The following is a 25,214-nucleotide window of genomic DNA, read 5'->3' on the forward strand; positions in this document are numbered from 1 at the left end:
GATTAAGGACAGGGGCCTATGCTCCAATCAATGGCTAGAAAGGATAGAACATCGACTGGGTACCGCCGGTCCTATCCGGCGTATCGTCCGAACCAACAGATCACATCCACTGGGATTTTGTTGATCTGTGTGTGTGCGGTCACCTGGTTACTTGGTCTGTGGGAAGACTCTGGTACATCGGTGTTACCCTCCTTCGTTCCAATGTTTTTGGGCTACACCATTCCAATCTTGGCACTTGGTATGGTTGCCATGCGCTTCCGCCGAGAACGGACCATGCAACGGTGGATGTTTCTATTCATTGCCAGTGTGCTCATTGAGATCATCAGCTTGGGCATTCACTCGCCGTTCCTTGAAGCCAATGTGCCCGGGGTCGTCAAAGAAGGTATGAACTCCTTTGCTCGGGTTGTCCAACTTGGTGCAGCCGGCATGTTTGTGTACGAGGCAGATCGCTTCAGTCTTCGTCCGTGGTTTTTAGATTCAATCGGCTTGACAGCGGGTGTTTCACTCCTGCTCTGGCAGATTTTCTATTCAGTATTCAAGTTCACCCCAACATGGTTTACCGCTATTCACTTGGTCGTTGCGGGTGCATGTATTGCCTTTGGATTCCATCTCGGTATTGCGCTGAGGATTAGTTCAGCCTTTGGCCGGTTATACGGTGCCACCATTTGTGTCACCGGCCTATTGGAGTTTGCTGGTGCATTGGGGTTGATGAACTATGCCTCCTTGCCTCAGCCGGGTGATTCTCTACTTGTCTTGAGTTTGTTGGGCGCCATTAGTGGAACTCAGTTAGGCAATCCCTATTTTGAAATTGGTTCCAAACGCTTTAAGTACTGGACCCTGATTACCACGGTGGCCCTACCTGTAACCGTCGCTGGGATGGTCATTTTCTTTGACTCTTGGCAAAGTGGTGGGCCGGTCTTGGTTGCTGGTCTTGCCGTTTCTTTCTTAGTTGCCGGCCGGTTAGCTGCCCTCTTAAGCAAAGAGCTCATCATTCAGCGCATCGCGGACACTGAACGCACCTCACTGGCCAACTATGCCTTTAAAGACTCCCTTACCGGGTTGCGTAATCGCAAAGCGTTACATGATCGACTGAGTGACGAATTAAAACAAAAGCCCTTGAGTGTGCTCTATATCGACCTTGACCGATTCAAAGTTGTCAACGACACAGCCGGGCACGCCGCAGGTGATGAGGTATTGCGTCTTGTCGCTCAACGCATCACCAAAATCTTGGGTGAGGAGAACGAACTCTTCCGTGTAAGTGGTGATGAATTCGTTGCGATTTTGCCTGGCTATCCAAAAGAAACCGATGCCATTGCTGTTGGTGAACGCATTATTGCTGAACTTGCACCGCCCTTCTTTGTCCACAATAAAGAGTGGTTCCTTGGCGCGAGTATCGGTATTGCCCAATACAACGGCACCGAAGGTATGGATGCGGCTGCCTTGTTGCGTAACGCTGATGCAGCGATGGTCGCCGCCAAGGAGAACGGGCGTAATACCTGTTACATCTTCGACCAAGATCTCGTTGACTATATTTCGAGCCAGCACGATGCCGAAGTTCGCTTACGCCACGCGTTAGAACGCGGGTGGATCATTCCGGTCTACCAGCCGATTGTCAATCTTGAAACAGGAACGATTGCCGGGTTTGAAACCCTCGCACGTTGGCGTGACGCTGACGGGTCGATCCGTTCAGCTGGAGCATTCATTGAGCTTGCTGAAAAGACCAAGCTTGTGCGTGAAGTTGACCTGATCGTACTCAACGGTGCATGCCGGTTTATTAGCCAATTCAACCATGGGCTTCCTGAAGAAGACCAAGTGTGGATCACCGTCAATGTCAGCCCGATCGACTTGGCCACTGGCGAAGTAACTGAGAATATCCGTCGTGCCATTGAAGAAACCAACATTGACCCGAACTGGCTTGTCATCGAACTTATCGAATCAGCCTTGCAATCTGACCCTGAGCTTGCGCGTAATCAACTGCTTGAAATCCACGAACTCGGAGTCAAGCTCGCCATTGATGACTTCGGAACGGGATATAGTTCGCTCGCACACCTCGCACGGTTCCCGGTTGATCTGCTAAAGGTTGATAAGGCATTTATTCGTGAACTGTCTGATGGGGTAGAAGACCCAGATGAAACGATGGCTGCTGCGGTACTGACCATTACCAAGGCGTTGAAGTTCCCCGCCATTGCCGAAGGGGTCGAAACCCACGATGTTGCGAAAACGTTGAGTGGTTTGGGCTATGGCCTGGCCCAGGGGTTCTTGTACTCCAAACCCCTGTATGGGTTACAGGCGATGGGAATCCGTGGTCAAATCCTGGACGGGAAACGGTGTATGTCCAAAGGTGCCTAGTCACCAGGTGCACAGACTGGTTGGTGTGTCCCTATTGACCAGTCAGTCACTCTGTTGATGCAAAGGTTCATGCAGTAACTGGCATAGGTATTCTCCGTCTACATTTTTATAGTGGTCTATTCGCCATATATCGCAGAATCTGAACAGAGGAGAAGACCATGTCCACTCGTACTGGATTACTTAGCATCGTTGCGGTTGCGGCATTGGCAGCTTGTTCAAATCAAGCGCCATCCTCAACCCAGTCCACACCTGTACCTGCCCCCACATCATCAGTCACAACGACAGCCCCTTCACCATCATCAGCTTCAAGTGAACCTATGACAGCTGACGCCAATGGGGTAAAGGGGGGCAAAGTTACCGTTGCAACTGCCCTTTACCCGATTGAGTGGTTGACGAAAGAAATCGGTGGCGACCATGTGGCCATCACCAATCTGGTAGCCCCAGGTCAAGATGCCCACCACATTGAGTTGTCACCCAGCCAAGTCCAAGAGGTGATGGATGCCGATATGGTCATTCATTTCAATGGATTGGCCCCGGCCTTTGATGACGCTGCTGCAAAAAGCCAGGGCAAAGCGGTTGATTTACGCCAGCTCATCCGACTTGAACTGGCAGATCATGATGACCATGACGACCATGATGACCATGACGATGGTGATGATGATCATGATGACCATGACCATGATCATGATTTAGGCGGAGTCGACCCTCACTTTTGGTTAGATCCCGACGAGCTTGCTGATCTTGCGCCCAAACTGGCCGAGGCATTGAGTGAACAAGATCCTGCGAATGCGGCGATGTATCGAGAGAACGCTACTCGCATTGCGTCAACGCTTGATGCTCGTGATGACGAGTGGGATCGGCGTCTTGACCGGTGCACGATCAAACCATTTGTGACGACCCATGCAGCCTTTGGATACCTGGCCGATGCGTACGATTTACGCCAGATCGGTATTAAAGGACTTGACCCTGATGCAGAGCCAACACCTGAACGCTTGAATGCTATTCGTGAAGAAATCAGTCGCGCTGGTGTCACAACGGTCTTTACTGAACCCTCCGCCACGACCGCGCTTGCCGAGTCAATTGCTCAAGATTTAAATATTCAGGTTGCCACCTTGGACCCGTTAGAAAGTCTTTCACCAGACAGTCCTGGCAAAGATTACCTTGAGGTGATGCAGGCCAATATTGATGCGCTTGCGAAGGCGAATAACTGTTGAATCCTGTTATTGAGGTCACCCAAGCCAATGTGGTCTTGGGTGACCACCGTATATTGCATGATGTCTCACTTACGATTCATGCTGGTGAACGGGTTGCCCTGATGGGTGCTAATGGCTCAGGGAAAACCACGCTGGTGAGAACGATCTGTGGCTTGCAACGGGTGCAGTACGGTGAAGTTCGGCTTTTTGGTACCCCAATCGGGGACATGCAGGACTGGAAACGGTTGGGCTGGGTGCCCCAGCATCCAAGCCCTGGCCTTGAACTTGGCACGGTTGAAGAGATCGTTGAGACCGGTCGAGTTGGTATGCGACAGATCGGGCGACCATTCAGCAAGGCGAGTCAACTCGCGATTCGTACTGCCATTGAACGTGCCCGCATCGATGATCTTATTGGCCAGTGTTTTGGTCATTTATCAGGCGGACAGCGTCAGCGGGTATTGATCGCTCGTGCTCTGGCCACCGACCCTGAAGTATTGGTGTTAGATGAACCATTATCTGGGGTTGATGTGCAAAGCCAGATACTGATCGCACGCACCCTTAGCCAGTTGGCAGATGACGGGATGACCTTGTGTGCCGTTGTCCATGGGCATGGCCCCCTTACCGCGGTATTGAAACGTGCCATCGTGCTTGACAATGGTCATATTGTGGCAGATCAGCCTGGTATTCCCACATCTATTCCTGATGCGGGTGCCCATGACCATGGTCATGATGCTGGGGGTGCCTGTTCAACATGAACGACATCATCGCTTTGTTAACCGCACCATTCATCGTTCGTGCACTCATTGCGGCAATATTGACGGGAATGCTTGCACCTGCCATGGGGGTATACATCGTTCAACGGCAAATGAGCATGTTAGGAGATGGGCTTGGGCACCTTGCCATTGCCGGTGTTGGGTTAGCCCTCGTGACGGGCACAGCCCCCTTACCTCTCGCAATGGTGGTGTGTGTACTCGGTGCTATTGGCATCGAATGGGCGCGTACACGCACCAAACTCAACGGGGACCTCGCGTTGGCAGTGTTGTTTTACGGTGGCCTGGCTACCGGTGTCGTCCTCGCCGGTAAAGCTGGTGCTGGTGCCGCTGGGCTGAGTAGCTTCCTCTTTGGTTCACTGACAAGTGTGACCAATCAAGATCTCTGGATTATTGGGGTATGCACGGCGCTGGTATTGGGATGTACGACACTCTTTCAGCCGCAGTTGATTGCGGTTCATGCTGATCCAGAAATGGCCCAAACCCAAGGACTCAATGTCGGGCGATACAACACCATCGTGATGGTCGCTGCGGCCCTCACCGTAGCTATTTCACTGCGCACAGTCGGGGTCTTGCTTGTTGCAAGTTTGATGGTTATTCCCGTTGGCAGTGCTCGAAACATCACATTTGGATTCGCGCGCATTCGTCGACTGAGCGTGCTTTTTGGTGTCTTCGGTGCGGTGGTCGGAATGGTTACAAGCGTGATCGCAGATTCAGCGCCAGGGGCAACAACGGTCCTCATAACGATTGGCATATTCGTACTAACGGCATTCAGTGCAGCTCGTCGATTGCACTAACGCTTTGCCTAAACAAGAGGAAAAGAAGACTAAAGGCAGATGAATGAGGGTTTTCCCACTATCCTGTCCTCTTGCAGTTTGGGCCAATAGTCTTCAGCGGCGATGGCTATGGCCCTCCCTGCACGTTTTTCCCGCTCAATACCAATTCAAGGAACGTGTATGACAGATCCGTCTTCTTCGCCGTCTCCCACCGCTGAGTCTGACAGTGGTGAACAACGCGGACAATTCAATTCCCAAAAGATGTTTATTCTCGCCGCGGTTGGTTCTGCGGTAGGGCTGGGTAACATCTGGCGTTTCCCTTATGTTGCCTACGAAAACGGTGGCGGCTCGTACCTGATTCCCTATCTGGTTGCACTATTTACAGCCGGTGTTCCGTTCTTATTCTTTGAATATGCAATCGGGCACAAGTTCCGCGCCTCCGCACCGCTAGCATTCCGTCGCTTAGCCAAATCAACTGAATGGCTTGGCTGGTGGAATGTATTGACGTGTCTCGTCATCGGGTCGTACTACGCAGCAATTTTGGCTTGGGCCGGTCAGTATGCCTACTTCAGCCTCACGAAAGCCTGGGGTGCAGATCCCAACGCCTTCTTCTTTGGTGAAGTACTCAAGGTTGCTGAATCCCCTGAGTTTAGTTTTGTCCCCGTTCTCGAAGATATGTGGCCGATGATCATTGTCTGGCTCGTCACGATCATCATCATGGTTGCCGGAGTATCAAACGGGATCGGACGACTCAGTGTTGTACTCATGCCCCTGTTGGTGGTTATTTTCGTTGCCCTTGTGATTCAGTCCCTTCTCCTTCCTGGTGCTAGCCAGGGGTTAAACGCCCTCTTTACCCCCAACTGGGCTGCCTTGTTCAACCCTGAGGTGTGGGTCGCTGCCTATGGCCAGGTGTTCTTCTCCCTCAGTGTGGGCTTTGGCATCATGATTACCTACGCCTCCTACGTCGGTGACCGTGAAGACATGACCGGCCCTGCCGCCATTGCGGCCTTCGCTAATTCTGGTTTTGAACTGCTTGCTGGTATCGGTGTTTTTGCTGCCCTTGGATTTATGGCCAGTGCCCAAGGTGTCGATGTTGGTGACGTCGTTAGCGGCGGTATCGGGTTAGCCTTCATTGCTTTCCCTGCCATTATTAACCAAGCTCCGGCTGGGGAGCTCCTGGGCGGCTTGTTCTTCTTCTCTCTTGTCTTTGCCGGGTTGACCTCCATGGTCTCCATCCTTGAAGTACCCATTGCAGCCCTTATTGACAAGACAGGGTGGAGTCGCCGTCCTGCGGTGCTCGTGGTCATGATCCCCTCAGCCATCGTGTCCATCATGGTCTTTGGCTCGACCTCTGGCTTATACGCCCTTGACACCGTAGATGCTTTCATCAATGCGTTTGCCATTTTGGCTGCTGGGCTAACCACCACATTGATTGTGACCTGGGGTGTTCGAAAACTCAGTGTCCTTCGTGAGCACCTCAATGAAGATGGAACCTATCACGTCGGATACTGGTGGCATGTCTGCATGGGTGCCATCACACCAGCACTCCTCGGGGTTTCTCTGGTTCTTGAGTTCATCAACAAGGCGTCAGCTCCCTATGAGGGCTACCCGAACTGGTATGTCGCCGTCTTTGGCTGGGGCGTTGTTGTCGTCCTCCTGATTGCAAGTGCGATTCTCTCATTCGTACCTTGGGACCCTGCCATTGACACGAAGGATCTCAATGCGGTACGAGATGCAAAACTCAAAGCCGAATCCACCGGCGGCCACGCGAGCATATCCGCCACAACCAACGACTCGAATGCCTAGGTGATTTTGATGACGATTAGTGCTCTCTTAATGATGCTGTTCTCAATCGTGGTGCTTTGGGGCGGTCTTGGTGCAACGATTTTCATGCTGATGCGACATAACCGGGAATTAGCACAAAAGCGCGCTGAACACTAAGCCCAGCACAGGCATAACTGACCGTCACAAGAGATGATGTGACGGTCAGTTATTTTTAGCTCAAGCCAATAACTCTGCGTGACGTTAGAGGGGTATGCGTTCCTTGGTTGCTTTGCTGATTCCATTGGCCTTATTGGGTTCAGGGTGTTCCCTGCCGGTAGGTGCTGAGGAGATGCTTAATGCAGAGTCCAGCAATGTTGTGCTTGTGCCTGACCTCATTGGTATGGACGGGGTCCAGGCCATTATTACGTTACGAGAGATGGGTTTGACCTACCGTCTGCACACGTCTCCCAATGGTGGTGAGGGTACTGTGCTGAATCACCTTCCCAAGCAAGGTGAGCCAAGCACACGTGGAAAGCCTGTTGAACTCATTATTGGCGGTGATCAGCGGGTATTGGACATGATCGAAGCCGCGGCTGAACCACCTAAACCTGAGCCTGAGGCGACCAAGGCACCTGTGGACATGGATCTACTTCGTGAAGAGTTAGAAAGCCGCTATCACCTTGACCAGAACGCAGTGGCCAAGGTCAAGCTCCCTGAAATCAAAGGTGTTGGTACGGCTCACACTGCACCGATGCCGTCGATGCCAGCTACCCCGCCTCAGCCGAGCAAGACGTCTTCATCAGAACCGGAAGAGGCACCTGTTGAACCAACCCCGGTGCCTATCTCGGTTGATGGCTCTACGCGACTTGATGGGCCGCGCACGGTGAACCTCGGGTCTTGGTCACTGACCCTACCCGGAGCTACCACTCCCTACACAACCGAGGTACAAGGGGTGCCACTGTCTGGGTATGCTACGCGAACGGCTAATGGTCAGGTGATTGCGGCGGGCTGTTCGACCATTACCGCACGCAACGGCACATCACTTCCGGCCAGTATGGTTGATCAACTCCTCCTTGGGGCGCCCCAGCGCTACGGCGTGCCAGAACGCAGCGGACGGTACTCGACAGGGCATATGCCCGCTGTATCTTCAATTGTTGATTCACCAGAAGGCAAGTTGCGTGTAGTGACCTGGTACGGCTTTGGCCAGCTCTGTGATGTGCGTGTCCCGGTTGATGCACAAGGCCGTTCAGATGCCTTGATTGAACCGATTTTAGAGAGTGTTCATCACAATTAATCCTGAGATTTCCATCACCCCAGCCGGCATGGGTGACCTCGACTTGCCTGTCTTAGAGCCACCGTACGGATTGGGGTGATGGTTTTTATTGGTGTCAGATACCCGGTCGCCGTCTTGAGCTTGCCATGTGGGATACTAGGGGAATGGCAAACGGTGTGAAGTGCAGAATCGTGGAGCTCACGTTCCTTGTGAGTTCGATCGGGTTGATCAGTGGGTGCAGCGCACCTGGTGCGCCAGCGCCTGTGGTGGAGGGGGAGCGTACTTCCGAAACGCCCCAGGCATGGGCTTCAGCATCGGGTGACGCCGCCAGTGCCATTGCGATTACGGGTGCGATTAGTGAACGGCCCGAACCATCACCCAGTGGCAGTACACATCCCGAAGGCCAGGCGGAACGGAGTTTGGCCCATCACCTCAGCACCGGTGGTCAACCTATTGCCCAAGTAGGGGAGTGCGTAAACCTAAACCGGGGCGAAGATGGGCATACCTCCTTTGCTGGAGTGCCGTGTAATGGTGAGCATCACGCCCAAGTGGTTGGTTTTATTGATTTGAACGACGGGCCCAATGCTCCAGCACCTCAACTGTCACGTTTACAAGGATTGGCTGGTGAACACTGCCCGATTTTGGTAGGAGAGTTTATCGGTCAACCACTGGCCCAACGGCGTGAGCTAACCGTGAATTGGACCGGCCCTGCCCGTCGTGAATGGGCGGGAGGGGCCCGAACGATTGTGTGTATGGTCTCTGGCAGTGCGATGGCTGATGGGTCGGGAACCCAACCATTGACCGGTGATATGCGTGCCGGAGCCGTGAACCCAGCACCACCCGTTGCCCCAGCCCCAGCCGTATCCACACAGCCCTAGCCGCCATACCTTTCTCAGTACGATATTCGGTAACCCTAGTCCAACGACCATGGATTACGGTTTTTGTTTTTATCGTAAAGTGGTAGACAGCAAGGCCGTATTATGCAATACTGGTCTGCCTATTCCGAGGTAGCTCAATTGGCAGAGCACTCGACTGTTAATCGATAGGTTGTGGGTTCAAGTCCCACCCTCGGAGCCACAAAAAACCGCCCAACTGGGCGGTTTTTATGGCTTTGTACCGGGAAGTACTTGAATAACACCTTGAGCTGATGGATTGTTGGCGCTTCCAGGGTGGCATCTACATATGCCTTGCTGCTGAGACTTCACCTCTAAAAATAAACTGCTTGACGCCTTCGTCATGCGTTTCAATCGCATCTACACCGTAGGTCTCTTTGACCATACGTGTTGTGAGAACTTCTTGTGGGTGACCGCGGCAAGCAATCTCACCATTGCTAAGGACAATAACCTCATCACAGTATCGAGAGACCAAATTGAGGTCATGCAAAATGATTACACCAGTTGAGATGACATTTCTTAAAAGGGCGAGAATCTGATGCTGATACTTGATATCGAGGTGATTGGTTGGTTCGTCAAGCAACATACAAGGGCATGCCTGTGCTAGCCCACGAGCAATGAGTACTCTCTGGCGTTCACCGCCTGAGAGGGTGTCGAAATAGCGATGTTTGAACGTATCCATACCAACTTGAGCTAGTACGTTCTCCGCAATCTCCTGATCGTTACGACTGAAACCCTGGATGTCTTTGCGATGCGGTGAGCGACCTAATAAGACAAGATCAAGAACGCGCATACGAGCGATGTTATGTTCAAATTGAGCAACAACGGAAAGCTCTCGTCCAACCTGTGATGTTTTAAGCTGGGCAATCGGTTTCCCAGATAATTTGATCTCTCCTTCTGCGACTGGCTGTGCACCAAACATCGTTCGTAGTAGCGTAGTTTTTCCTGACCCATTTGGTCCGGCAATACCTAGAATCTTTCCTAAAGAAACCTGGAATGACACATCCTTTAGTGCCTGATAGCCTCCAAAATATACCGATACGTGACTTACGGTGAGAGGAAAATCAGCCATCCCGTAGTTACCTTCTGAAGCGTTAATTCTTCTTTATCTGATCTGCGAGTTCGATCATGCCATAAATTGCGCCAGGGGAAGCATATGCTGCTGCCGATTCTATAAAAAATATCTGATTGTTTTTGACCGCTTTCATTTCGCTATATCCAGGAATCTCCTTTAAGCGATCAAGTGTAGACTCTTTAGTTGCACCGCCCATTCCTTCGAGTATTACGATCATATCGGGATCTGACTTAACAAAGGCTTCTGGTGCGATAGGTCCTTGATGGGGGTGATAATTTGGATCGATAGCTGAATGAATCCCGAGGGTATCATTAATTTCACCCATAACACCTTTTTGTCCATAGCTAAACAGCTCTGTATCCTCACCAAAATAATATGCATATGATACAGATCTACCTTGCCCTAGATTTTCTTTCTTTATAGTATCAATTTGATCTTTTAATTCTTGAACTGTTTTATCAGCTTCTGAAGAAGTATTCAGTAGTTGTCCAAGTTCGGTTATTTCTGACAAGATGTTATCAAAAGATTCATTTTCGGGTACGTCTGGATAAAAGTAATGGCACTCAGGATTGTCAACGACAGCAGGTATTTTCTTTTCTGTGACTTGAGTGGGAGTTAGGTTTGTGGGAGAAAAGCCACCTCCATACGCAAGGTCGGGATCTAATCCAACAAGACCTTCTAATGAGAGATCACCAGATAATACTTTAATATTATCAGCACGTGTGCCAATCCAGGCGGCAGGAGGCTCATCGAATTCATTGGCTCGTGCAATGATGTGCTGTTCAGCTCCGGCCGCAACTAGGTATGCCAGTCCGGTAACACCAAGTGAGACTACTTTCTGGGGGGTTGAATTAAGCACTATCTCTTGATTACAGCTTTTAACCGTCTTTGGAGTAGTGACAGACTCGCTGGTAGAAGCTGATGAACCTGTAGATGATTCATTAGTTGAACCACAACCTGATAGTGAACCTATCATAAGAATAAGTGTGGTGATTGCTACTGATTTGATTCTGGACATGATCGTACCTCTCTATTGATATTCGTTTCGGTTTTTAACCAGACTCATCAACATCGGGGTGCCGACAAGCGCGGTGAGAATTCCAATGGGCAGTTCGGCGGGTCGGATAATCATTCGCGTAAATGTGTCAGCGATAACAACGAGTAAGGCCCCTAATAATGCACATATGGGTAGATTTACCCTTGCTACTGAACCTACTAAATATTTAGCTAGATGAGGAATAACTAACCCTATAAACCCAATAGATCCGGTGAGTGAGACTAAAGTTGCAACAGTAAAGGCCACAATTATGATGAGAAAGTTTCGATAGAATGATGGGTTTGTACCCAAAGACCGGGCGGTATCATCTCCTAATTCCAGGAGATCAATCCGGCGACCTAACAAGAGCAGAAGAATAAATGCGAGTAAAACGACGGTGCCAGCTGTCGACACGTCCTTCCAGGAAGCTGATCCAAGTGAGCCCAGGGTCCAGAACATCACTGATTTGGTCCCCGCTGCATTCTTTGCCATCAAGGTAATCAAACTCGTGATAGCTGAAAAGAAGTAGGTTACCGCCATCCCTGCAAATATGATCCTTGTAGGTGTGGTTCTTCCTCCAGAGATAGCCAGTAAACCGACCGCAACAATCGCGGCTAACGCCCCAAGGAATGCACCAACTGTTACACCTAGTGTGGATAACAACTCGCTACTTCCTCCGAGAACAATAACAAGAGCAGCACCTGTGGATGCACCCGAAGAAATACCCAATATGTAGGGATCGCCTAACGGATTACGAAGAAGCGATTGGATGGTTAACCCCGAAATACCTAACCCGGCACCAACGATAGTACCAAGTAAGGCACGAGGCAAACGAATTTCATTAATAATCTCAATATCTACTGTTGATATGGAGAATGGCTTGGTTTCTCCAAAAAAATATATTCTTAGGCCATCTAGAGTGTCTGATATAGAAATATCAGTAGCACCAATCATAATAGCTAGAATTATTGAAAATAATAGTAATATTAAAAGTGCGCTGATGAGTACTATTCTGTGGATAGTGGGTATTATCATAAAATCAACTTTCACCTATGCCTATTAGTTAGTGAATAGTCTATTGATGTAATTCCATAATTGCTATACCTGTAATATATTCTTTCTTCCATCATTGCAATCTTCCGATTAATATAGGATTCTCTACAGGTCGATAATTCCCCCATAGGTGATATACGTAATTATTTTTTGGCTTTACCTAAAAGCACCTCTCTTCCGTCGCAATGGCTGATGCACACAGAAGTGGGAGGGGTCGCCATACGTGATCAATAGAACGCTGTTAAGCGCCGTGCCTGTTTCGCTCCCTTCACAGGAAAGGCATCAGCAGGGCTAACCCCAATCGGAGCTGTGCCCAGTGCTAGGAGGTGGTGGGCTATATCGAGCTCTTTTGCCAGAGCCGTATACCAGATAATAGATTGGAGATTGTTTATCATAATAGTAAGGTTAAGACACCTTAACTATCATTTACCAATTTACGCATTGAGCTTTTAAGGAGGGATCGCTATGTAATGCTGGTTCTGCAATGGCACCGATCCTCTGGGTACATCCTTTCCCTAAAATGCAGTCTTTGGCATCCGTCCTTGCTGGTGATAGTCGGTTGGTGACTGACCACTGCAGAATTGAAGAAGTCTGCGACCGCGGGCATCGACGTCGAAATCGTTGAGGTTGTGAGCACGGTTACAGATCGGATCACACTGACGAATTGGCATCATGGTCAAACAGCGATCTCATAAGACTGGGCCCAGCGTTTTGACATAAGATGCTGAGGGGCGGGGGGCTCTTGGCCTCGTATGCTCCTCGCTGTTACGCATTCAATCAGAAGGTTAGGAATAATGTTTGCCTGGGAGTCAGTGGCTTCGCTTATAGGCAATCTTTGATGGCTTATTCCTCTTTAATGCGGCTGTCGAGCTAGGTTGGCGTGAAACACTGCTACCAGAGGAAGATATTAATTATTTTCTGATGCCTCATACTTAACTGTCAATATTGATACGAGAGAAGTGACGTGTTTGCTAAACAACGAAAAATCATGCAAGCTGCACAGCTTACCTTTTGGCTGTTGCTGCCATCTATTATTGCTGGATTATTAACATACGGAATATTTATTGCTGTGGCGGTACTGAATGCCTATCTCTTTACAGAACTTCTAGGACAACGAAATATTTCTCGTATTGTCGTACTCGTAGTTATTATCGTAGCGTTGCTTTTGATTCGACCAATTGTTGGAGTTATTGGGCAGCTCCTTCAAAACCGTGCCGGTTTAATAGTCAAACACAATTTACGTACGGAGCTTATCAAAGAGTTGTACTCCCAAGGTCCTATGCGTATGGAGTATGGCCGTTCAGGAACTATACAATCAGTAGTCACTGATGGTGTGGAAGCTATTGAGTCTTACTTCATAAAGTATTTTGTTCAGATTATCGTTACAACCGTAGTCGCAGCTACCCTCAGTATAGGTATTGCCCAGATAAGCCTGTCAATCGCATTTGTTCTATTGTTGTGCGGAGTGAGTGTTGTATTGATTCCTCGTTTATGGGACAAAGCGCTTGCTGAGCGTGGATACACTCACTGGGTTGCGTATGAAGAACTAAATGCAGATTTCATTGATGCCATGATGGGTATGGCTACATTAAAGTCATTTGGTGCTGCAGATAGCTATGGGGTCCGACTGAATAAACAATCTCATCAACTGCTTACATCGACACTCGGCCAGCTTCGGCTTTCACTGGGGGAGAGCGGGCTAAGCGGCATGATGAAGGTATTGGGCCCTTCCCTCGGGGTAATCATGGCGATATTCCAAGTTCAGGCAGGAACATTGCCATTATCAGACATGTTTTTAATTACGATGCTCTCTGTAGAAATGTTCAGACCATTCAACCAGTTAACTGCTTGTTGGCATGAGGCTTTCTTTGGTATTTCTGCATTAACTTCAATGAATGCTATTTTTGATAAATCTACTAAAACAAAAATAGAGTCACCTGTAAAAACAATTTCACATAATCAAGTTGATATTCATTTTTCAAATGTGTCGTATCATTATATTGATTCATCATCATTGGCGATAGATAGAGTTACTTTTTCTATCGAAAACGGTCAATCTACTGCCCTTGTGGGACTTTCTGGTTCTGGGAAATCAACAGCCCTTGGATTACTTATGGGATTCGATACTCCAACTCAAGGGACAATCAGGATAAATGATCATACCCCTAATGATATTGAAATATCAGAAACGATAGCACTTGTACCCCAAGATCCAATTATTTTCCCCGGGACAATACGTGAAATACTACTTTCTGCAAATCCAGAAGCAACTGAAGAGATGATGCTTGAAGTTCTGGCTATTGCTCAAGCAGACCATATACACGATGAATCTAATACTCTAACAAGTAAACAAACTATTTTAGATTTGAGTATTACTGAGCATGCAAAAAACTTATCAGGTGGTCAGAAGCAACGTTTGGCGATAGCGCGTGCACTTATCCGTAATACGCCCGTCCTTGTTCTTGATGAATCGACATCTGCAATTGATACACAAACCGAGCAAATGCTATTAGCAGCTTTGCGTGAGGCGAGACCGAATCTGACGCTACTTTTGGTTACACATCGGATCGACACCGCGGCAAAAACAGACCATGTCATTGTCATGGCTAACGGACACGTTTCCTGTGCTGGCAATCCCGTCGAACTGGCAAAAGATCCTCACTCAGCCTGGTCAGAACTTGCACACGCCCACGAAGCAACGGAGTAGAACGATGAATGAAACGCTGAGAGCCATCATGCGGCTAGTACGCCAGCTTCGCGAGTGCACACCCTTATTTATTGCATCAACCGTGGTTACTGCATTAGCTCAGCTCACTTTCATGGGTGTGACGATGACCTCTGTTTGGATAACTACTCGGTTTATCGTCGATAACGACGCCATACTCACCGGCTTGATAAGCCTGCTTATCGTGTTAGTTGCCAGCCATGCCCTCACCACACTATTAGAAGTGTGGTGGTCTCATGAAGTCGCCTATCGCATTTTGCACACGTTTAGAGTTCATCTCTATGCGGCAATCAAACGTATCGCACCGCTTGGATTGCACGGCAAGCGAACGGCAGATGTTGCCTCGGCCGCGATGAGTGATGCCGAACAATTGGAATGGTTCTACGCCCACACCGCATCGACAGCTATTTGTGCAGTTATCAATCCGGTCATCGTGATCACTGTGCTATGCAGCATTGTTGGACCAGCCGGACTTGTGATGTTGTTTCCTGTAATCACGATGATTGGACTCCCGTTATTGCTCATGCCGCTTCAACAACGGCAAGGGGCTCACCTGCGTGATGCACTTGTGCAGTTGCGCGTGGCAGTACTCGATGCCATCCAAGGTCAGCGTGAGTTGCGTTCCTTAGGCATGGTTGCGCAACAACAACATGAGATTGAGCGCCTCACGGTCCATGTCCAAAGAATCAATAATCGCCAAACTATCCGCAAAACCATAGAAATGGCCTATGCCGAACTCGCAACTGCAACTGGCACAACGATACTGCTTGTGGTGCTTACCGGATGGGTGCTTGATGGTCAGTTTGAGAGCACACTGCTGCCGTTGGCCATCGTCATGGCCGGTATGAGCACGACACCCGCGGTCGGGCTGGTTGCCATGCTAGGCAGACTCGGTGAAATCGGTGCCTGTGCGAAACGCATCACCACCATTCTTGATGCTGAGGACCCCATCCCGAGTCAACCCGATACCGGGCTATCCAAAGTTGAGGGGCATCCCCAAACTCTGGTAGCCGATAATCTCAGTTTCTCCTATGACGTTCAACCGGTATTAAACCAGGTCAGTCTCGTGGCAAGCCCAACCCGATCCATCGCGATTGTGGGTCAGTCTGGGGCGGGGAAAACCACCTTTGCCAATCTTGCGATGCGTTTTCTTGACCCAGATGCCGGTCAGATTTGTTTTGATGGATTAAACCTTCGTGGATATGACCCTGACGCCTACCGGCAACAGCTTGCACTCGTCCCACAAGATTGTCACATTTTTGCAGGAACGGTTCGCCAGAACCTTTCGCTGGCAAAACCCGAGGCAAGTGATGATGCCATCTGGGCTGCGCTCAGGGCGGCCAATATTGATCACCTTGTTACAACCCTTGGCGGGTTAGACAGTCGTGTTGGTGACCGAGGAACCACCCTGTCAGGCGGGGAACGTCAACGCATTGGTATCGCCCGTGCCTTTTTACGTAACCCAACCATGCTCATTCTCGATGAGCCGTTGGCCAATATTGACCCATTCTTAGAAAGGGCTATCGCATCAAACGTACGAAACCTGAGAGATAATCGAACCACGATCGTTATTGCCCATCGATTGGCTTCGATCAGCATTGCTGATCATATTGTGTTGTTACACAACGGCAGTATTGAAGCCCAAGGAACCCACCAAGATTTACTCGCTAACGAACGCTACGTTGAACTCCTCGGTGACCAGATTGAGCGTTAATGTCACACCCATAGCGAAGCAACCGGTGTAGGCCTACGGGGCTACCAGACCTCAGGACACCAGGGTGCGACTGGGGAACTGAAGGCTTGGTGCAGGGCAAGGGTGAGTGCCGGGGTGTGTATGGTAATCAGCTGCGCGCCTATGAGGGTATGCACGCTGTACCCACCCAGCCAGAGGGCTGCTAGACCACGAATATCCATCGTGCAGTCAACTGCGGCGCTATCTGCAATGCGCTCGGCACGTCCTCCTGAAGCCCCCAAGGTGAATCGCCAAACCCCGTTATTGCGTTCTAGGTGGTCATCAACGATACGAACTACACACGATAGGTCTGCAAAATAGTGGCGTGCCGCAATGGCTTTTGGCACATCCAAGATGCGGACGTACAGTGACTCGGTTGTTTTGGTTTCGGCATGGCGAGGTTGTACTAAACAAAAGTTCAGTGCGTCATCAGCCGGTCGCCACCAGGCGGTTACCTTGCCAACGAGGTCAACTTGGCATAGCCAGGCTAAGAGGGCGGCTTCGTCAACAGGATTGATTGCGACGGCTTCGTGGACGATCATTTCGTGGTTGGGGCCGAGATGATCGAAAGAAGATTTTAGATTGAAAATGGCATACGCCACGGGCTCATCGTCTCGATAGGCCACCACGGTTTGGAGTTCTCCACCTCCAAACCGGCGCCACTCAGCATCACCAATAAAGCGGTGTTTCCACCAGCGGGTATCACGACTCGTTAGCCCAGGACGGAATTGTCGCGCCTGGTCATACACCCTTGGAAGATCAATTTCTGCAATTGCAGGTGGTACTCGGCGTACATCATCAAGGGTGGGCGCATTCGGTCGTAACGGTACGGTGTCACCCACATCGATACTCATTAACGAGCTGGCCATACCGGCTTCAAACCCAAGACGTTCATAAAACCCAGGGCGGGATGCCCACAAGGCGGCCACTGGTTCATCTGCTTGGTGCATAGCACGAAGCATCAATGCTTTACCCAACCCCTTACGCCGGTGCGTTGTGTCAACAAACACGAGAGTGATTGCACACAATGGTGCGGTCGCACCTGGAACCGCAATATCCAATGGATATATACCGACATGTCCAACGATCCGGTCCGCAGCAAACGCCCCGACGCACCGGCTGGGATCTAAGGGGTCAATTTCAGCCGCCTGTGAATCGGGGGTTGTTTCTTCCCCAAATAAACGCTGGAAGGCACGAACCATATCTGGCAGTTCGTCTGGGGTTAGCGGTCGGATAGTAAGGTCAGTCATTGGACCGATCCTAGTCCTTGGCACGGTGCCAACCTATGCTGGACGTATGTTTGTAGATAACGTCCTCATCCACGTTAAAGGTGGAAAGGGCGGTGACGGTGTTACCAGCTTCCGTCGACAACCGTATGAGCCAAAGGGTCCGCCCGAAGGTGGCGACGGGGGTCGTGGTGGCAACGTGATTGCCAAAGCCGATGCCCGATTAAATACCCTGGTTGATTTCCATTACCGCCCTCACCGTCGGGCCGGTAACGGGAAAAACGGCAGCGGTGATTTACGCAAGGGCGCCGACGGTGCTGATGAAGTTATGGCTGTACCTATTGGCACACAGATTATTGATGTTGAAACCGGTGACCTGCTTGCTGACTTGGTGGTTGATGGCCAAGAAATTATTGTGGCCCAAGGGGGTCGTGGTGGCCGAGGCAACGCTCAATTCCGTACCCGTACACGCCGGAGCCCAGCCTTTCACGAATACGGTGTTCCTGGTGATGAGTTTCAGGTTCGTCTTGAACTCAAACTGGTTGCCGATGTCGCCCTCATTGGCTTTCCGAACGCCGGTAAGTCCAGCTTGATTCGTAAACTCAGTGCCGCCACCCCCAAGGTGGCTGATTATCCGTTTACCACCCTCACGCCCAATCTTGGTGTGGCGGACCGATATGACGTTGATTTTGTGGTGGCTGATGTCCCTGGGCTTATCGAAGGGGCTGCAGATGGAAAAGGGCTTGGCCATGAGTTTTTACGCCATGTCGAACGTGCCAAAGTCATTGTGCACGTACTCGACTGTGCCTCAGGGTATGCCGCAACCGATGAGGTTGGGGTCTATCGCTATGAACAACGTATCCCGACCGAGGATTTAGACGCGATTATTTCAGAACTGACCACCTATGAGCCTGCGCTACTTGAACGACCAGCCATTATCTGGCTGAACAAAGCTGACGCTGATCCCGATATGGCAGAGTTGGTTGCTGATGAACTTGTTGCCCAGGGCTGGGAAGTGCTTACAGGTAGTGCAGTGACCGGTGAAGGGGTTGATGCCCTGAAAAGCCGGTTAGCCACACTGGTTCAAGCGGTTCGTGCCAAAGAAGTTGCTGATCGGGCAGAGAATCTGACTGAAGCGGTACACGAAGGCCCCCGCCCAGTTGTTCGCCCTACGCGCATTATCCAACCAGATCCTATTGAGATACAAAAAGTTGGTCTTGGTGGCGGCCAAGTCGGTTGGATGGTGCATCACAAACGGTTTGAGCGTTGGATTAACCAGTTAGACATTACGAATGAAGATGCGGTTGCCTATCTCCAAGGCCGCTTGAAACGAGCCGGGTTAGAAGACGCACTCATAAAAGCTGGTGCAACCCCAGGTGATGAAGTGCAAATCGCTGACCGTGTCTTTTTCTTCCATCCCGACCATTGGGTTGGTGATAGTGAGGACATCGACGATGGGTGGGACGATGCCGAAGAATTTGGGGTTGAATACGTTGAATACGACGTATCAGACCTCCCATTCTCCCCGGTTCATGAGGTCACCGAAGATGGGAAACTGTCCTTTTACAATGACTGGTTCGCCCAACCTGGCAGCCCCACCTTCCAACACGATCATCCAGATACTGATAGACCAGTCGCCTAAAGGATAGGCATGCACGCTCCAAGACTTACGAAAGAGCAAGCACACCCTGCGGTTGTCAAAGTTGGCTCCTCATCACTCACCCTTGATGATGGCAATTTAAACCAAGATGCCATTCGAGAAACCGCCAAACAGGTTGCCCAGATTAAAGAATCTTTAGGGCGACCTGTGGTGTTAGTAACCTCCGGTGCGGTGGCCGCAGGATTTCATTCCTTGGGCTTTGCCGAACGGCCAAGTGATACGGGATGGTTACAAGCATCGGCCAGCGTAGGCCAGGGCTATTTGATGCACGCTTGGGAGAGTGTCTTTACTGAGTACGGACAAGTCGTTGGCCAGGTGTTGTTATCGGCTGATGACCTCTTAGATCGTCGCCGCTACCTCAATGCCCGGACCACGCTTACCGCATTATTGAGCTGTGATGCGATTCCGATTGTGAATGAAAACGATGCAGTTGTGACCGATGAGTTACGACTTGGTGACAATGACCGTCTTGCCGCACTCACGGCCTCAATGCTTGATGCATCCATGCTGGTACTCCTTACTGATGTGGACGGGGTTCACAATGGCCCCCCATCAGAAGGGCACCCGCTTATTCCCGTGATTGATGATTTAACTGCCTTAGATGAGCGTCACTTTGGTCGTTCAGGCTCGCGGGTTGGGAGTGGTGGTATGGCCAGCAAGTTAGAAGCTGCGCGTATTGGTGCAGCGAGTGGGCTGCCTACCGTCATTGCGAACGCCAAACGACCGAATGTCATTGTGGATGCGCTGGCGGGTAAACCGGTGGGGACAGTCATCCCCCCATTTCGTCATCGAACCGACTCGTCTCGGCTTTGGCGAGCCTTTGCCCACCCTGCAAAAGGTCAGATCGTCATTGATGATGGTGCTGTTGACGCACTCGTCAACCATGGGGCGAGCCTGCTTGCCGTTGGGATTAAATCAATCACCGGTGCATTCCCAGACGGTAGTTGTGTCCAGGTACTTGATACGCTGGGGAAACCGGTAGCTCGAGGTCGAGCCCGTTGTGGTGCCGTTTGCATAGATGACATGCTGACGAGTAGGAGTCCCCAAGGGGTCATCATTCACCGTGATGATTTGGTCGTTCTTCGTCAAGCCACTTGAACAAAGCAGGCGAGATCATTACATTGCCATGTAATCACTGATAAGGAGATAGGTATGAGATTGATACGGTTACTTGCGCATGGTGCACTAGCCAGCATTTTTATTTCGGCTGGGCTGAATGCATTTAAAAACCCAAAGCCATTGGCAGTAGTCGCTCAAGACACGATTGATGGTATGGGCAAGCGGGTTGAACAATTTACTGGCAGTTCAGCTCTTTCAGACGCTGATCCGAGCACCGTTGTTCGTGCGAATGGAGCGGCACAGGTCTTAGGTGGAATCAGCCTGTTCACTGGTATCTTCCGCAAACCTGCAGCACTTGGCTTAATTGCCAGCCTCATTCCCGTCACGGTGGCTGGACATCCGTTCTGGAAGATGAGTGGTGGTGACCGTGGCGCCCAACAAGTGCATTTCTTGAAGAATCTTGGGCTCATGGGCGGTCTGTTACTAGTAGCGACTGAACCTCGTCGTAAACCATTCATCTCGATTGGCTCTGGCACCCAACAGAGCATCAGTGACGCTGTTGGTGGTGTCGTAGACGCAAGTCTTCCCCGTGTCATGCGGCATTTGAATCCGTAAGGGCTGCTACCCTTCGGCCCATGTGGCTGAATGATGCACCTGCACTGGCCGCCAGCCGATCGGGTTGGCGGCCTTGCCTTGTACTCAGTTTGCTTGGCTGGACCGAGTGCTTGGTCCTCACGGTGTTGGGGCTTCGTCCTGATGCGGTACTCAGCACAATTGCCGGACCTATCAGTGCGCTAAGTCATGATGTCACCCTTGCATTCGCCCTGCCCATTCCCATACCTGTACTCGCCGGGCTGATGGGTGCAGCTATGGCGATTCGGCTCACCGTCTATAGCCAATTAACGGGGTGGGCGTGGATAACCTGGCTTCGGATCTGGCTTATTGGGCTGATTGTTGTTCTCCCTATCGGCGTTGCGCTCGTCGCCTTTGGCCTATCCGGTGTGCCCTACCTCTGGGCTGCTGCGGCTGTATTTGCCTGTGCATTAACCCCAGCGCTGGCAAGTGTGTTTGGGTTGCGATCCTGGCAATGGGCATTCGTAGCGCCAGGGGTTGCAACGATGATGGGTGCCTTTGCGGGGTTGACATCACCATCTCATGCACCCGTGATCATCGCCTTGGGTGTCCCCCTTGTTGCTATCGCGAGTGTACATAGTTTTGATCCCAACCCTGGGCCGATCCGTCCCTGGCGGGCTATGGCAACGGTCGGGGGAGTACTGGGCACGGTAATGTTTGGAACCGGTGTCTTATATGTGCTCTTGCAGCCCTCACCAGTTGCCCCACCTGTCATACAACGTCAACTAGAGCGCGCCTATGCAAGTAGTGACCCTCATCGTGTCATTCTGGTCGATGGATTTAATACCTCTCGGGCTACCTTGCCCTGGCTTGGAACGCCGCATCCCGTCACCTGGTATTCCTATGCGGGGCTTGACCACCTCGGCAATCCGTTACCGTATCGTGCTCGTGATACGTTGAGCGGTGTATTAGCTAACGTCGACAGCCTTGCTACCCAGATCATGCTTGAGCACCGGCGTGGGCCAGTCACCCTTGTTGGGATTAGCCAGGGAACATGGATTATTGAAGCAACGATCCACCGCCACCCTGAACTTCGTCCGGCCATTCGCCAGATCGTGCTTATTGATACGCCCTTGAGTACGAACTGGATTGATATTTACGCACCAAATACGCATGCGGGTTTAGAACTGATCGCTGCCCTTGTCCGTGCGGTTACCCCCGTGCGGATTGATACCCAAGGGCCGTTAGCCAGAGAGTTAACGAATGGCCAGTTACCCAGCCTTAGTACGTCAACGGGTATCCCGACTGTGTGGCTGCGTAGCGTCACCGATGCGGCCACGATGACACCCGTGCTATCGTCAGACACGACGGTGGTGACCTATTGGGGTGCTCATGCCCTCACGATCGGACTACCAAGTGGCCGGGATGCGGTGAGGCGGGTGATTGATGGAGATATGCAAAACCAGCCTGGGAGCGCGTTCGCCGCTTTGGTCATACGTGCGATTGCAGGAGCGTGGCAGCTGCCGTCTGCCTATAAATAGGGTGATGACCAGGGAAATAAAAGCCTGAACTTTAGTACAGGGAAGGCAAAACTTGCCGACAATTGGGTAGTAATCAAAAAATATTGAGAAAAACCCTTGACTGAACTAGGGATTTAAGGCAAACTCAACGATTCCCAGCAATCAAATGGACAGCACCGGCGCGGCCAGCCTATCGCTTCTTCGCCAACTAGCCAGGGAAGTTTCTTCCCGTGCCTGAGATTTTGCTGGTGATTGTGTATGTACCCACCAAAGCCAGGTTGTATGACCTGCCATGTCTTGCCCAGATGACTATCTGTGAAAGGCGACTGAATGAAGACTGTTCCTGACGATCTGCTCGACTTATATTTCAATGAACTCGGCGCGGTAAGCCTCCTTGACGCTGACGGTGAACGCCGCCTTGCCCAAGCCATTGAAAAGGGCCGTGAAGCAGAAGCAAAACTTGAAGCCGGTGAATTCAAGACCGATGCTGAACGTCGCGCCTTGTTGCGCGCAGTGCGCGATGGCCAAGATGCTTTTAACCACTTCGTGAGTGCAAACTTGCGTCTGGTGGTCAACATCGCCGCCAAGTTCTCCAACCGGACCAAGCTCGGCCTTGATGAACTGATTCAAGAAGGCAACCTCGGGTTGATTCGTGCGGTTGAGAAGTTTGACTGGACAAAAGGATTCAAGTTCTCAACCTACGCCACATGGTGGATTCGCCAAGCGATTCAACGTGGGATTGCCGCCAATGAGCGCACCATTCGCCTCCCTGTCGCCATGCACGATGCCGTGGTCAAGATTCGTGCTGCGCGGAGCCGTCTTGAGGCCGAAAACGGTATGGAGCCAACCATCGACGAATTGGCTGAAGCCACTCGGTTGACCCCAGCCAAGGTTGAAGATGCGTTAGAGCACATGCGGAGTGTGGCGAGCTTGGATCGTCAAGTTGGTGATGATTCGGACTCTTCAGAACTCGGTGATTTCGTTGCAACTGAAGCCGATACCTTTACCGAAGAAGTTGCCGACAACGAAGTCCGTGATGAATTGCGCGGTGCGGTCAAGCACCTGGATAACCGCAGTGCATATGTGTTGACTCGCCGTTTTGGTCTTGATGGGCGTGAACCCCTCACCTTGGATGCGTTGGGTAAGGAATTGGATATCAGCCGTGAGAGCGTGCGCAAGATTGAAGGACGTGCCTTAGAGAGCCTTCGCCGTGACTTGGTGGGTGTGGGTGCCGCCGATATTCCCATGGATTAGGTAGTACATCTCAGCGTTATGAGCATGAACCCAGGCATATTGCCTGGGTTCATGCTGTTATCAGTGCAACCGGATAGGTGAGAATGGGTATAACTCATGTAACCGGCGAGTAAGGACGTATCTGTGTTTGTACTGATTCTGGGGTGTGCTGTTGTGATGGTGCTCCTTGCCCTGGGCACCTTGAATGCGCGGATTCCAGTGTTAAGTTCCTTCGCCAATACGATCACCGTCACTGGAGCTCATCTCTATCTCGTGGGGCAAACGCTCGTGTTGGCTGTGGCGATGTGGTATCCCCCCACCATGAGTACCGTCAACCGAGTAATCCTTATCGGTGTGATTCTGGCCTGTGTTGGCGCTCAAGTATTCATGCTTTGGCGTATGCTCCGGGCCACCAAGGCTGCCGGGGTGCCAGTTCGTTTCTCTAGAGCCTATTGGCCACGGATTATTCGTGGCGTCTCAACCAGGACATATACCTACGACACCCAATTGCCCAACAGTTTGTTGAAGGTCTTTTACTGTGATGACGGCAAGGCGAACAAACCTGTTGTTATTTATACCCATGGCGGTGGGTGGTTCTATGGTTCAAAAGAGGACCGGACCTACTATCATCGCCACGCAGCTACGGAAGGGTGCGTGGTGGTCAGTATTGATTACGCCCTCTCAGATGCCCACCATCACTATGCAGGCCAAACGGAGCAACAACTTCTTCGTGGCCTTGACTGGGTGCTGGCCAACATCAGCCAATTCAATGGCCAAGTTGACCGCTGGACCTTTGCCGGTGACTCTGCCGGTGGCAACCTTGCCCTTAATCTGGCGTTTAAAATCAACGCTGGGCTGTACACGCAGCCCGACAGTACGCCATATCCTGCGGTTTCGGCGGTATGTGTCACCTATCCCGTTGCTGATCCGGTGGGGTTTTATCACAACCCAGACCTCATCATGGGTGCGGTGACGCGGTATAGCGCCCGAAGCTACACCGGCGGTACCCCTGAAGAACAACCCGAGGTCTATGCCAGCATTACCCCTGGGCAGTTCATTACCCCGAATGCGCCCGCGGTCAGCATTGTGCTGGGCACCCAAGATGCCGCGGTTCCTCACACCGGCAGTCTGGCCCTCGTGAACCAGCTCAATGCGGTGGGGGTTCGTACCCACCTGGTTGCTATTCCCTATGCCAATCACGCGTGTGACACCTTTTGGGGGTCTATCGCCAGTGAAGCGTATATCCACGCGGCAAGGGTGATGCGCCAATCGGTGCAGTCAGGTACCTAACCGCACCTGATCCG

The 25,214-nt window shown here is 51.1% G+C and carries 20 protein-coding genes and 1 tRNA gene; 17 read left to right on the forward strand and 4 right to left on the reverse strand.

Features of this window, described 5'->3' with window-relative positions; all coding sequences use genetic code 11:
- Nucleotides 1-30 precede the first annotated feature (30 nt).
- From VCU37_RS05460 to VCU37_RS05500, 9 genes are all read left to right on the forward strand, one after another.
- Nucleotides 31-2,349 carry a putative bifunctional diguanylate cyclase/phosphodiesterase gene (locus VCU37_RS05460; protein ID WP_336249625.1) on the forward strand — a complete coding sequence of 773 codons (2,319 nt, stop codon included), beginning with the start codon at nt 31-33 and terminating at the stop codon, nt 2,347-2,349.
- Nucleotides 2,350-2,507: 158 nt separating this feature from the next.
- On the forward strand, nt 2,508-3,563 hold the full coding sequence (locus VCU37_RS05465; protein ID WP_336249626.1) for a metal ABC transporter substrate-binding protein: 1,056 nt from the start codon (nt 2,508-2,510) through the stop codon (nt 3,561-3,563).
- Nucleotides 3,560-4,297 carry a metal ABC transporter ATP-binding protein gene (locus VCU37_RS05470; RefSeq protein ID WP_336249627.1) on the forward strand — a complete coding sequence of 246 codons (738 nt, stop codon included), beginning with the start codon at nt 3,560-3,562 and terminating at the stop codon, nt 4,295-4,297. The genes VCU37_RS05465 and VCU37_RS05470 overlap by 4 nt, the downstream gene beginning before the upstream one ends.
- Nucleotides 4,294-5,109 (forward strand): metal ABC transporter permease, encoded by an 816-nt coding sequence (locus tag VCU37_RS05475; RefSeq protein WP_336249628.1) that lies wholly within the window; start codon nt 4,294-4,296, stop codon nt 5,107-5,109. Before VCU37_RS05470 ends, VCU37_RS05475 begins: the two co-directional genes overlap by 4 nt.
- A gap of 159 nt (nt 5,110-5,268) precedes the next feature.
- Entirely contained in the window at nt 5,269-6,894 is a 1,626-nt protein-coding gene (locus VCU37_RS05480) for a sodium-dependent transporter (RefSeq protein WP_336249629.1), read from the forward strand.
- 9 nt (nt 6,895-6,903) lie between these two features.
- The gene (locus VCU37_RS05485) at nt 6,904-7,029 is read left to right on the forward strand and encodes a methionine/alanine import family NSS transporter small subunit (protein ID WP_336249630.1); all 126 of its coding nucleotides are present in this window, start codon (nt 6,904-6,906) and stop codon (nt 7,027-7,029) included.
- A gap of 94 nt (nt 7,030-7,123) precedes the next feature.
- Nucleotides 7,124-8,146: a PASTA domain-containing protein gene (locus VCU37_RS05490; RefSeq protein ID WP_336249631.1), complete on the forward strand. Its 1,023-nt coding sequence runs from the start codon at nt 7,124-7,126 to the stop codon at nt 8,144-8,146.
- Between the two features lie 143 nt (nt 8,147-8,289).
- Entirely contained in the window at nt 8,290-9,003 is a 714-nt protein-coding gene (locus tag VCU37_RS05495) for a septum formation family protein (RefSeq protein ID WP_336249632.1), read from the forward strand.
- A 123-nt stretch (nt 9,004-9,126) separates the two neighbouring features.
- Nucleotides 9,127-9,202, forward strand: a tRNA-Asn gene (locus VCU37_RS05500).
- Nucleotides 9,203-9,301: 99 nt separating this feature from the next.
- On the opposite strand, the gene VCU37_RS05505 is transcribed toward VCU37_RS05500, so the two are convergent.
- From VCU37_RS05505 to VCU37_RS05515, 3 genes are read right to left on the reverse strand one after another with little or no spacing between them, the layout of a single operon-like run.
- The gene (locus VCU37_RS05505; RefSeq protein ID WP_336249633.1) at nt 9,302-10,090 is read right to left on the reverse strand and encodes an ABC transporter ATP-binding protein; all 789 of its coding nucleotides are present in this window, start codon (nt 10,088-10,090) and stop codon (nt 9,302-9,304) included.
- 22 nt (nt 10,091-10,112) lie between these two features.
- A complete protein-coding gene (locus VCU37_RS05510) occupies nt 10,113-11,111 on the reverse strand; it encodes an ABC transporter substrate-binding protein (RefSeq protein ID WP_336249634.1) in 999 nt (332 codons plus the stop codon).
- Nucleotides 11,112-11,123: 12 nt separating this feature from the next.
- A complete protein-coding gene (locus VCU37_RS05515) occupies nt 11,124-12,179 on the reverse strand; it encodes a FecCD family ABC transporter permease (protein ID WP_336249635.1) in 1,056 nt (351 codons plus the stop codon).
- 991 nt (nt 12,180-13,170) lie between these two features.
- Here VCU37_RS05515 and VCU37_RS05520 point away from each other — a divergent pair.
- Both VCU37_RS05520 and VCU37_RS05525 read left to right on the forward strand, forming a co-directional pair.
- Nucleotides 13,171-14,889 carry an ABC transporter ATP-binding protein/permease gene (locus VCU37_RS05520; RefSeq protein ID WP_336249636.1) on the forward strand — a complete coding sequence of 573 codons (1,719 nt, stop codon included), beginning with the start codon at nt 13,171-13,173 and terminating at the stop codon, nt 14,887-14,889.
- A 4-nt stretch (nt 14,890-14,893) separates the two neighbouring features.
- Complete coding sequence (locus VCU37_RS05525; protein ID WP_336249637.1) at nt 14,894-16,621, forward strand: ABC transporter ATP-binding protein; 1,728 nt, start codon at nt 14,894-14,896, stop codon at nt 16,619-16,621.
- 41 nt (nt 16,622-16,662) lie between these two features.
- Here the strand turns inward: VCU37_RS05525 and VCU37_RS05530 are convergent, their stop codons facing one another.
- Nucleotides 16,663-17,889 (reverse strand): GNAT family N-acetyltransferase, encoded by a 1,227-nt coding sequence (locus VCU37_RS05530; RefSeq protein WP_336249638.1) that lies wholly within the window; start codon nt 17,887-17,889, stop codon nt 16,663-16,665.
- Nucleotides 17,890-17,935: 46 nt separating this feature from the next.
- On the opposite strand from VCU37_RS05530, the gene obgE reads away from it, so the two are divergent.
- The 6 genes from obgE to VCU37_RS05560 all read left to right on the forward strand — a co-directional run bounded on the left by obgE (nt 17,936) and on the right by VCU37_RS05560 (nt 25,200).
- Nucleotides 17,936-19,507 carry a GTPase ObgE gene (gene obgE / locus VCU37_RS05535; RefSeq protein ID WP_336249639.1) on the forward strand — a complete coding sequence of 524 codons (1,572 nt, stop codon included), beginning with the start codon at nt 17,936-17,938 and terminating at the stop codon, nt 19,505-19,507.
- Between the two features lie 9 nt (nt 19,508-19,516).
- On the forward strand, nt 19,517-20,623 hold the full coding sequence (proB, locus tag VCU37_RS05540; RefSeq protein ID WP_336249640.1) for a glutamate 5-kinase: 1,107 nt from the start codon (nt 19,517-19,519) through the stop codon (nt 20,621-20,623).
- Nucleotides 20,624-20,677: 54 nt separating this feature from the next.
- Nucleotides 20,678-21,199, forward strand: a complete 522-nt coding sequence (locus VCU37_RS05545) for a DoxX family protein (RefSeq protein WP_336249641.1) — start codon at nt 20,678-20,680, stop codon at nt 21,197-21,199.
- 20 nt (nt 21,200-21,219) lie between these two features.
- The gene (locus tag VCU37_RS05550) at nt 21,220-22,698 is read left to right on the forward strand and encodes a hypothetical protein (protein WP_336249642.1); all 1,479 of its coding nucleotides are present in this window, start codon (nt 21,220-21,222) and stop codon (nt 22,696-22,698) included.
- Between the two features lie 309 nt (nt 22,699-23,007).
- Nucleotides 23,008-23,931, forward strand: a complete 924-nt coding sequence (locus VCU37_RS05555) for a sigma-70 family RNA polymerase sigma factor (RefSeq protein WP_336249643.1) — start codon at nt 23,008-23,010, stop codon at nt 23,929-23,931.
- Nucleotides 23,932-24,054: 123 nt separating this feature from the next.
- On the forward strand, nt 24,055-25,200 hold the full coding sequence (locus VCU37_RS05560) for an alpha/beta hydrolase (protein WP_336249644.1): 1,146 nt from the start codon (nt 24,055-24,057) through the stop codon (nt 25,198-25,200).
- Nucleotides 25,201-25,214: the final 14 nt, after the last annotated feature.

Source organism: Stomatohabitans albus (genome assembly GCF_036336025.1).
Lineage (GTDB): Bacteria > Actinomycetota > Nitriliruptoria > Euzebyales > Euzebyaceae > Stomatohabitans > Stomatohabitans albus.